Source organism: Streptomyces sp. NP-1717 (genome assembly GCF_022695985.1).
In the GTDB taxonomy this organism is placed as follows: domain Bacteria; phylum Actinomycetota; class Actinomycetes; order Streptomycetales; family Streptomycetaceae; genus Streptomyces.
Window position 1 is genome coordinate 1 of record NZ_JAAPBF010000267.1, and the last position, 9,075, is coordinate 9,075.

A 9,075-nucleotide genomic window follows, 5' to 3' on the forward strand; every position below is an offset into this window, starting at 1 on the left:
GGTATCCCCGCCGGCCAGGCGGCGAAGGAGATGGTTTACGTGACCGCTACGCCCGTGCTGGCGTTGCGAGGGGTCTCCAAGCGGTTCGGTGCCGTGCAGGCGCTCACCGACGTAGAGCTTGAGGTCCACGCCGGACAGGTCGTCGCCCTCGTGGGCGACAACGGCGCCGGCAAATCGACGCTCGTCAAGACGATCGCCGGAGTCCACCCCATCGATGACGGTGTCATCGAGTGGGACGGCAGGCCTGTCGCGATCAACAAGCCGCACGACGCCCAGGAGTTGGGCGTGGCGACGGTGTACCAGGACCTCGCGCTCTGCGACAACCTCGACGTCGTGGGCAATCTGTACCTCGGCAGGGAACTCCGCTCCTGGGGTGTCCTCAACGAGGTCGAGATGGAGCGCCGCGCCCGCGAGCTCCTCAACACGCTGTCGATCCGCATCCCCAGCGTGCGCATACCGATCGCCTCGCTCTCCGGCGGTCAGCGCCAGACCGTGGCCATCGCCCGGTCCATGCTCGGTGAGCCCAAGCTCGTGATCCTCGACGAGCCGACCGCGGCCCTCGGTGTCGAGCAGACCGCCCAGGTCCTCGACCTGGTCGAGCGGCTGCGGGAGCGCGGTTACGCCGTGATCCTCGTCAGCCACAACATGGAGGACGTCCGCGCGGTCGCCGACAAGGTCGCCGTGCTGAGGCTGGGCCGTAACAACGGCTTCTTCGACGTCGCCAGCACGTCGCAGGAAGACATCATCTCCGCGATCACCGGTGCCACGGACAACGCCGTGACCCGACGCGCGGCGCGCAACGTGGAGGTTAAGAAGTGAGCTTGGACAAGACCTCCGCACCCGTCGGCACCGCCGACGACGCGCCCGCCCCGGCGGCCGGCGCCACCACCGTCGCGGTGGACCCGCGGCTTCTCGTACGCGAGCAGGGCTTCGCGGGTTATCTCTCGGAGTTCAAGCGCAAGATGCGCGGCGGCGACCTCGGGTCGATCCCCGTCGTCATCGGCCTGATCATCATCTGGGCGATCTTCACCAGCCTGAACTCGAACTTCCTGACGGCCGGCAACCTCTCGGACATCTCGGTCGCCATGGTCGGCACCGGCATGATCGCGGTCGGCATCGTCTTCGTCCTGCTGCTCGGCGAGATCGACCTGTCGGTCGGCTCCGTCAGCGGTGTGGCGGGCGCCGCGTTCGCGGTCCTCGCAGTCACCCACGGCATGGCGGAGTGGCTGGCGCTGATCCTCGCCATCCTGACCGGCGCCGCCGCGGGCGCCGTCCACGGCTTCTTCTTCGCCCGGGTGGGCGTGCCCGCGTTCGCCGTCACCCTCGCCGGTCTGCTGTTCTGGAACGGCTTCATGCTCCAGATCCTCGGCGACAACGGCACGATCAACCTGGACTCCGAGGGCCTGGTCGCCAAGCTGACCGGCTACTACTTCACCGACGTCGCCGCCGCCTACGCGCTCGCGGTGATCGCCGTGGCCGGCTTCTTCCTGTCGTCGTTCTTCGACAACCGCCGCCGCGCCGCCGCCGGTGTCCCGTCCCGGCCGCTGAGCGAGATCATCGTCCGCACCGTGCTGCTGGCCGTCCTCGCTTTCGCCGTGGCGATCATGTTCAACCAGTACAAGGGCCTGCCCCTGGCCGTGCTGATCTTCCTGGTCGTCCTGGTGGTGACGGACTTCGTACTGCGCCGCACCAGCTTCGGCCGCAAGGTCTTCGCGCTCGGCGGCAGCGTCGAGGCGTCCCGCCGCGCGGGCATCAGCGTCGTCGGCGTCCGGATCGCGGTCTTCTCCATCGCGGGCACCTTCGCCGCGATCGGCGGTCTCTTCATCGCCTCGAAGATCACCTCCGCCAACCAGGGCGCCGGCGCCGGTGAGCTGCTGATGAACGCCATCGCGGCGGCCGTCATCGGTGGCACCAGCCTCTTCGGCGGCCGGGGCCGCACCTGGAACGCGCTGCTCGGTGTGCTCGTCATCACGTCGATCCAGTACGGACTGGCGCTCCAGGGAATCGCCTCGCCGATCCAGTACATGATCACCGGTGGTGTGCTTCTCGCCACCGTCGTCATCGACGCCGTCACCCGGAAGACCCAGAAGACCGCGGGTCGCGCCTGACCGCCGTCGTCGCACGTCGTGCCCGGCACCGGAGCCCCGGTGCCGGGCATGTTCGTGTCCCGGACGCGTTTTCGGGGCAGGTGTGACCGGCATGCGTACACATGCTCGTACGGTGAATGACGCGCCGCCCGATGACGCCCGCCCCGACGGGAACATTAGACTCGGCGGACCGGTATGCCAGATCGTTCAACGCAAGGAGGCACGGTGACACAGCCGCGCGCAGCACGACCGCCCGAGGCGGCGGTGGGCGACGGATGGGACCTGCTGACCCGGGTCAAGGGCCCGCGTGATCTGGACCGCCTCGGCCCCGAGCAGTTGGACCGGCTCGCCGCTCAGATCCGGTCCTACCTCGTCGACGCCGTCTCCAAGACCGGCGGACACCTCGGTCCCAACCTCGGGGTCGTCGAGCTGACGATCGCCCTGCACCGGGTCTTCGACTCGCCGAAGGACAAGGTCCTCTTCGACACCGGCCACCAGTCCTACGTGCACAAGCTGCTCACGGGACGTCAGGACTTCTCCAAACTCAAGGGCAAGGGCGGCCTGTCCGGTTACCCGTCCCGGGCCGAGTCCGAGCACGACATCATCGAGAACTCGCACGCCTCGACCGTCCTCGGCTGGGCCGACGGCCTCGCCAAGGCCAACCAGGTACTGGGCCGCGAGGACCACGTGGTCGCCGTCATCGGCGACGGCGCGCTCACCGGCGGCATGGCCTGGGAGGCGCTGAACAACATCGCCGCCGCCAAGGACCGCCCGCTCGTCATCGTCGTCAACGACAACGAGCGCTCCTACGCGCCCACCATCGGCGGCCTCGCGAACCATCTCGCGACCCTGCGCACCACCGACGGCTACGAGCGCTTCCTGGCCCGCGGCAAGGACATCCTGGAGCGCACCCCGGTCGTCGGCCGCCCGCTCTACGAGACGCTGCACGGCGCGAAGAAGGGCCTCAAGGACTTCATCGCCCCCCAGGGCATGTTCGAGGACCTCGGCCTGAAGTACGTCGGCCCGATCGACGGACACGACGTGGAGGCACTGGAGTCGGCCCTCCAGCGCGCCAAGCGCTTCGGCGGACCCGTCATCATCCACTGCCTCACCGAGAAGGGACGCGGCTACCAGCCGGCGCTCCAGGACGAGGCCGACCGCTTCCACGCCGTCGGCAAGATCCACCCCGACACCGGCCTGCCGATCGCCAGTTCGGGCGTCGACTGGACCTCGGTGTTCGGCGAGGAGATGGTCAAGCTCGGCAACGAGCGCGCCGACATCGTCGCCATCACCGCGGCCATGCTCCAGCCCGTCGGCCTGGAGAAGTTCGCCAAGGCGTTCCCGGACCGGGTGTACGACGTGGGGATCGCCGAGCAGCACGGCGCGGTGTCGGCGGCCGGCCTGGCCACCGGCGGACTGCACCCCGTCTTCGCCGTCTACGCGACGTTCCTCAACCGCGCCTTCGACCAGGTCCTGATGGACGTCGCCCTGCACGACTGCGGCGTGACGTTCGTCCTCGACCGCGCCGGGATCACCGGCACCGACGGCGCCTCCCACAACGGCATGTGGGACATGTCGATCCTCCAGTGCGTGCCCAACCTGCGGATCGCCGCACCGCGCGACGCCGACCAGGTCAGGGCCCAACTCCGGGAGGCCGTCGAGGTCGACGACGCGCCGACCGTCGTGCGCTTCTCCAAGGGCGCCGTCGGCCCCGCGGTCGCCGCCGTGGGCAAGATCGGCGGCATGGACGTACTGCGCAGGCCGGCGGAGGGCACCGGCGGCGCCGACGTACTGCTCGTGTCGGTCGGCGCGCTCGCCCCGATGTGCCTGGAGGTCGCCGACCTCCTCGACAAGCAGGGCATCTCGACGACCGTGGTCGACCCCCGCTGGGTCAAGCCCGTCGACGAGGCGCTCGCGCCGCTCGCCGAGGGACACCGCGTCGTCGTCACCGTCGAGGACAACAGCCGTGCGGGCGGCGTCGGTTCGGCCGTCGCCCAGTCCCTGCGGGACGCCGGCGTCGACATCCCCCTGCGGGACTTCGGCATCCCGGCGCGCTTCCTCGACCACGCGTCACGCAAGGAACTCCTCGCCGAGATCGGCCTGACGGCGCCCGACATCGCGCGCCAGGTCACCGGTCTCGTGTCGAAGATCGACGGCCGTATGTCCCCCGAGTTGTCGGCCGAGGAGATCGCCCGCGACTGACCCGGCACCACAGAACGGCGGATGAGCCGGTCGGACTCCCTGTACGGGTGGTCCGCCCGGCTCATCCGTGTGAAAAAGACCCTTCCGGGTACCCGGCCGCCGACCACCTCTCGATCATGGCGGCAAACACGCACTCGGAGGTACACCGGTGAGCACCCAGCACGGCACGGGGCCCAGGAAGAACTCGATGTTCCGGACGAAAACCGTCGAACAGTCCATCCAGGACACCGAGGAGCCGGAGCACGCGCTCAAGAAGTCGCTCTCCGCGCTGGATCTGACGGTCTTCGGTGTCGGTGTCATCATCGGCACCGGCATCTTCGTCCTCACCGGCGCCGTCGCCAAGGACAACGCGGGCCCCGCCACCGCACTCGCCTTCGTCGCCGCGGGCATCGTCTGCGCCCTCGCGGCCGTCTGCTACGCGGAGTTCGCGTCGACCGTGCCCGTGGCCGGATCCGCGTACACCTTCAGCTACGCCTCACTCGGTGAACTGCCCGCCTGGATCATCGGCTGGGACCTGGTCCTCGAATTCGCCCTCGCCACCGCCGTGGTGGCCGTCGGCTGGTCCGGCTACGTGCAGTCGCTGCTCGACAACGCGGGCTGGCACCTGCCCGACTCCCTCGCCGGCACCAACGAGGAGACCGGCTTCGGCTTCGACCTGCTGGCGTTCCTCCTGGTTCTCCTGCTCACCGGGATCCTCGTCCTCGGGATGAAGCTCTCCGCCCGCGTCACCGCGGTCGTCGTGGCGATCAAGGTGGCCGTCGTCCTGATCGTCATCATCGCCGGCGCGTTCTTCATCGACGCCAAGAACTACTCGCCGTTCATCCCCAAGGCCCAGGAGCAGCCCGCAGGCGCCGGTCTCGACTCCCCGCTGATCCAGCTGATGTTCGGCTACGCGCCCACCAACTTCGGCGTCATGGGCATCTTCACCGCCGCCTCCGTCGTCTTCTTCGCCTTCATCGGCTTCGACATCGTCGCCACGGCCGCCGAGGAGACGAAGCTGCCCCAGCGCGACATGCCGCGCGGCATCCTCGGCTCGCTGATCATCTGCACCGTGCTCTACGTCGCCGTGTCCATCGTCGTCACGGGCATGCAGCACTACACCGAACTCACCGTGGACGCGCCGCTCGCCGACGCCTTCAAGGCCACCGGGCACCCGTTCTACGCGGGCGTCATCAGCTTCGGGGCCGCCGTCGGCCTCACCACCGTGTGCATGATCCTGCTGCTCGGCCAGACCCGCGTGTTCTTCGCGATGAGCCGCGACGGGCTGCTCCCGCGGTTCTTCTCACGTGTCCACCCCACGTTCCGCACCCCCTACCGCTCGACGGTGCTCCTCGGTGTGGTCATCGCGGTCGTCGCGGGCTTCACCAGTATCGAGGAACTGGCCTCCCTGGTGAACATCGGCACGCTCTTCGCCTTCGTCGTCGTCGCGATCGGCGTCGTCATCCTGCGCCGTACCCGCCCCGACCTCCCCAGGGCCTTCCGCACCCCGCTCGTGCCCTGGCTGCCCGCGCTGTCCGTGCTCGCCTCCCTGTGGCTGATGCTCAACCTGCCCGCCGAGACCTGGCTGCGCTTCGCCATCTGGATGGCCGTCGGCGTGGTCGTGTACTTCGTCTACGGACGGCGCAACAGCCGCCTGGGCAAATCAGGCTGACGGTCCCTCAGTCAATCCCGCACGAAGGTCGCGCATGTCCGTCGAGCCGCAGTCCGCCGCACCACGCCTCCCGTCCTTCCTGCACCCCTTCTGGAGCCCGGACGAGGGCTATCTCGCCGTACAGGCCCGGATACTGGCGCACGGCGGCGAGTTGTACGAGACGGTCGTCGACCGCAAGCCGCCCCTGCTGCCGTGGCTGTACGAGGCCACGTACACGGTCCTCGGCGACGGATCGCAGCACGCGATGAAACTCCTCGCGATCGCCGCCCAGTTCACCACGGCCGCCCTGCTCGCCGCCTTCGCCCGGCGCCGCTGGGGCGACCGGTCCGGTGTCACGGCCGGAGTGCTCTTCCTGCTGATCTCCGTCGGCTTCATCCCGCAGGACACCCAGGCCACCACCTTCGAGGTCTTCATACTGCCCTGGACGGCGGCGGCGGTCCTCTGCGCCGACCGGGGCCGCTGGGGCGCCGCCGGTGCGGCCGTCGCGGGCGCGTTCCTCACCAAGCAGACGGGCGGCGCGGTCCTCGTCCCCGTCCTGTGGCTGCTCTGGCGGTCACCGGGCCCCGTCCTGCGCCGAACGGGCCTGACACGTACGGCAGTCGGCTTCGGCGCACCCGTACTCGCCGCCGCGCTCCTGACCGACCCGGCGGGCTTCGTCTTCTGGACCGTCACCGGATCGGGGTCCTACGCCTTCTCCCTGACCGGCTCCGAACTCCACGTGCTCATCCGCGCGTTCGTCAACTCCCTGCTGCTCTGCCTCGCCTGCGCGGGCATCCTCCCGCCGGTCCGCCGGGCCCTGCGGACCACCCGGCACCCGGACGGGCGACTCACCGATCTCTGGGTCTGGTTCGCCGCGTCCGCCGGAGCCGTGGCCGTCGGCTTCCACTTCTTCGGCCACTACTTCCTCCAACTCCTGCCGCCCATCACGCTGCTGGCCACCGCAGCCCTGCGCTCGCTCCGCCCCGAACGGCTCAGATCCGTCCTGTCGGTCCCGGCCTGCGTCTGCGGGATCTTCGTCCTCTGGGCCACCGTCGCGCCCCGCTCGGAACTCGACCACTCCGACCGCGTCGCCGCCGCCGTACGGGAACACACCGACCCCACCGACCGCGTCCTCGTGTGGGGGATACACCCGGAGATCTACCGGCTCGCCGACCGCACGCCCGCCAGCCGCTATCTGACCGCCGGGTTGCTCACCAACTTCAGCGGCGGCAGGGACGGCCCGCAGGTGGGCGAGGCGTACGCGGTCCCGGGCGCCTGGCGCGTCTTCGCCGCCGAGATGAGGGAGCGACCGCCCGCGCTGATCGTCGACGACTCACGGGGCAAGCCGTACGCCCCCGAACGCGTCCCGACCCTGCGAAGACTGCTGGCCGGCGGCTACGAGCCGCTCCCCGGCACCGTCGAGGGCACGGTCTTCTACGTGCGCTCGTCGGGGAGTTGACGGACCGTACGGGGCCCGACGCAGCGCGCCCCGTACGCCTCGACCCGGCGCCGCAGCTCCCGGTCGGCGGTCACCACGACACAGGGGCGGTCTCCCGCGCCCCGCGCCAGCTCCGCGATCAGATCGTCACCGCTGCCGGTCGCCGACTCCACCCGCACGCCGGGCACCGACTCCACGCCCCGGGCCCGGCCCTCCACCACCAGCACCGTCTCCGCGGGCCCCGGAGCCCCGGCGTCGGGCAGCCCGCGCGCGGCGAGAGGCACCAGCCGGTCCCGCAGCCGCTCGGCTGCTCCCCGCCGGTCGCGCCACCATCCGTCGGGCACCGAACCAACCACGTTGGCCCCGTCGACAATCAGTAGAATCCGCACCTCAGGAGCGTGCCACAACCGGTCGGGGCGGTAGGTCTCCCGTTCGCCCGCGAATGCTATCGTCGGGGAAATTTCATGCGCTGGGGAAGGTGGCAGTGGGTCATGGCACTGCGGTCCGCACGGACGTCGAAACGATCCGGACGCACCCCCGGCGAGGCCCCGGACACCGGCGGCAGACCGGCTGAATCCACTCCCGTCCCCACGGTCGACGAGACACTGCCCGCCACCACCGGCTGGCTGCTGCGCGGCAAGGACGGCAGGCTCACCGCGTACGCCCCCACCGAGGACGGCGTGCTGCGGTGGACGGAGGAACGCCTCGGCGGACCGAAGTGGTCCGGTCCCGAACTGCTCCCGGCCCCCGGCCTGTTGCCGTATCTCTCCATCGCCGGCGGCGCCGAGGGCTACGTGCATCTGGTGGGCCTGCGCCGCAAGCCCGCGGCCGGCGGCCAGATCCGCACGGACGTCGTGTACGCCGTCCAGTTCCAGACCGGCCGCCCGCTGCGCGACTGGCAGGCACTCGGTACGCCGTACCCGAAGGACCTCGCGCGGGGCGGGCTGCTCGGCCTGCCCGCGGCGGTGATCGACCCCAACGGCTCGCTGCACCTGTTCGCCCGCAACGCCGGGCGCGGACTGTCGGCCCGGATCCAGAAGCCCAGCGGAGCGTGGCTCACCTGGGCGGACCTCAAGGGGTCCAGGATGACCGGCGAGGCGGCGGCCGTCGTGGGCGAGGACGGCCTGATCGAGGTGCTGGGCCCGACCGACGACGCGGTGATGCGCTGGCGGCAGCCGAAGGTGGCGGCGAAGGCCGAACGGGACCCCAAGAGCTTCGCGGCGCGCGTCACCCCCGGCACGCTCACCTCGGAACGCACCGGGGGCGACCGCCTCACGCACTACTGGCGCGACACCGACGACCGCACGGTGCACGCCTGGCGCCTCGAAACCGGCGAGACGGCCCCGCTGGGCGGTCCGGGCACCGGGCCGATCGCCCTGCTCCGTACGCCCGTCGACGGCCACGACTGCACGATCCTGGCCCAGCGCGGACTCGACGGCCGCCCGGCGCTGGCCGCGTACCCGACGGAGGACGAGTCGGCGGGCGTCACCTGGACGCCGACGGGCGAGGAGTGCGTGGGCGCGCCGGCGCTGGCGCTGGACGGTCGCGGCCGGGTGGTGATGGCGGTGATCGCGAAGGACGGCGGCCTCCGCGTCTCCCGCCAGAAGGCGGAGCCGGGCCTGGCCCTTGAGGCCTGGTCCCGAGTCTGACCGGCCGGCTCTGTCCTCAATCGCCGGACGGGCTGATTCGTGCCGGTCCGTGTGCCCTCAATCGCCGGG

7 protein-coding genes are annotated in these 9,075 nt (G+C 70.6%); 6 read left to right on the forward strand and 1 reads right to left on the reverse strand.

The features are described from left to right. Positions 1 to 30 precede the first annotated feature (30 nt). From GXP76_RS31545 to GXP76_RS31565, 5 genes are all read left to right on the forward strand, one after another. A complete protein-coding gene (locus GXP76_RS31545) occupies positions 31 to 819 on the forward strand; it encodes an ATP-binding cassette domain-containing protein (protein ID WP_164253327.1) in 789 nt (262 codons plus the stop codon). Beyond that, complete coding sequence (locus GXP76_RS31550; RefSeq protein ID WP_242575041.1) at positions 816 to 2,108, forward strand: sugar ABC transporter permease; 1,293 nt, start codon at positions 816 to 818, stop codon at positions 2,106 to 2,108. Before GXP76_RS31545 ends, GXP76_RS31550 begins: the two co-directional genes overlap by 4 nt. A gap of 243 nt (positions 2,109 to 2,351) precedes the next feature. Continuing rightward, entirely contained in the window at positions 2,352 to 4,289 is a 1,938-nt protein-coding gene (dxs, locus tag GXP76_RS31555) for a 1-deoxy-D-xylulose-5-phosphate synthase (RefSeq protein WP_242575045.1), read from the forward strand. A gap of 187 nt (positions 4,290 to 4,476) precedes the next feature. After that, complete coding sequence (locus GXP76_RS31560; RefSeq protein WP_242575046.1) at positions 4,477 to 5,940, forward strand: amino acid permease; 1,464 nt, start codon at positions 4,477 to 4,479, stop codon at positions 5,938 to 5,940. A gap of 34 nt (positions 5,941 to 5,974) precedes the next feature. Further along, positions 5,975 to 7,378: a glycosyltransferase family 39 protein gene (locus GXP76_RS31565; RefSeq protein WP_242575042.1), complete on the forward strand. Its 1,404-nt coding sequence runs from the start codon at positions 5,975 to 5,977 to the stop codon at positions 7,376 to 7,378. On the opposite strand, the gene GXP76_RS31570 is transcribed toward GXP76_RS31565, so the two are convergent. Continuing rightward, positions 7,354 to 7,746, reverse strand: coding sequence for an NTP pyrophosphohydrolase (locus GXP76_RS31570; RefSeq protein ID WP_242575043.1), 393 nt, complete (start codon positions 7,744 to 7,746; stop codon positions 7,354 to 7,356). The two genes, GXP76_RS31565 and GXP76_RS31570, sit on opposite strands and share 25 nt — an antisense overlap. A gap of 102 nt (positions 7,747 to 7,848) precedes the next feature. On the opposite strand from GXP76_RS31570, the gene GXP76_RS31575 reads away from it, so the two are divergent. Then, a complete protein-coding gene (locus tag GXP76_RS31575) occupies positions 7,849 to 9,006 on the forward strand; it encodes a hypothetical protein (protein WP_242575044.1) in 1,158 nt (385 codons plus the stop codon). The last annotated feature ends 69 nt before the right edge of the window (positions 9,007 to 9,075 follow it).

Excerpts from the sequence above, each read along its gene's own strand:
- GXP76_RS31545 (WP_164253327.1), top strand. The coding sequence starts at position 31 with ATGGTTTACGTGACCGCTACGCCCGTGCTGGCGTTGCGAGGGGTCTCC.
- GXP76_RS31560 (WP_242575046.1), top strand. The coding sequence starts at position 4,477 with ATGTTCCGGACGAAAACCGTCGAACAGTCCATCCAGGACACCGAGGAG.
- GXP76_RS31565 (WP_242575042.1), top strand. The coding sequence starts at position 5,975 with ATGTCCGTCGAGCCGCAGTCCGCCGCACCACGCCTCCCGTCCTTCCTG.
- GXP76_RS31575 (WP_242575044.1), top strand. The coding sequence starts at position 7,849 with ATGGCACTGCGGTCCGCACGGACGTCGAAACGATCCGGACGCACCCCC.